The organism is Paraglaciecola sp. MB-3u-78, assembly GCF_002835935.1.
Classification (GTDB): domain Bacteria; phylum Pseudomonadota; class Gammaproteobacteria; order Enterobacterales; family Alteromonadaceae; genus Paraglaciecola.
This window is the reverse complement of the sequence record NZ_PJCF01000070.1, coordinates 1-344: the sequence shown is the minus strand read 5'-3', so window position 1 is coordinate 344 and position 344 is coordinate 1. Positions and strand designations below refer to the sequence as shown.

Here is a 344-nt window from a genome sequence, read left to right as displayed (position 1 = left end):
CTGAATAACCATCGTTGTCGTCGTCAGCATCAGCTGCCATGCCAAGGGATATACAAGCCGCATCACACTCATCCGGCGCACCGTCATTATCAGTATCAACGTAATCTCCAATGGCTATCAGTGAGAACACATCATCTGCATCGGTAATACCGTCATTATCATCATCAGTGTCGGTCACGTTTGAGATAAAATCGCCGTCAGTATCCAGCGGTAAACTGCTATTGACTAACGGATTTGTTCCGGCTGCAATTTCATCTGCATCTGAATAACCGTCGTTGTCGTCGTCCGCATCCGCAGCCATGCCAAGGGATATACAAGCCGCATCACACTCATCCGGTGCACCG

Annotated in this window: 1 pseudogene; it reads right to left on the bottom strand. The window is 49.1% G+C overall.

Annotated elements, in window-relative coordinates:
• Positions 1 to 344: pseudogene (locus CXF95_RS26370) on the bottom strand (hypothetical protein); the annotation flags it as partial.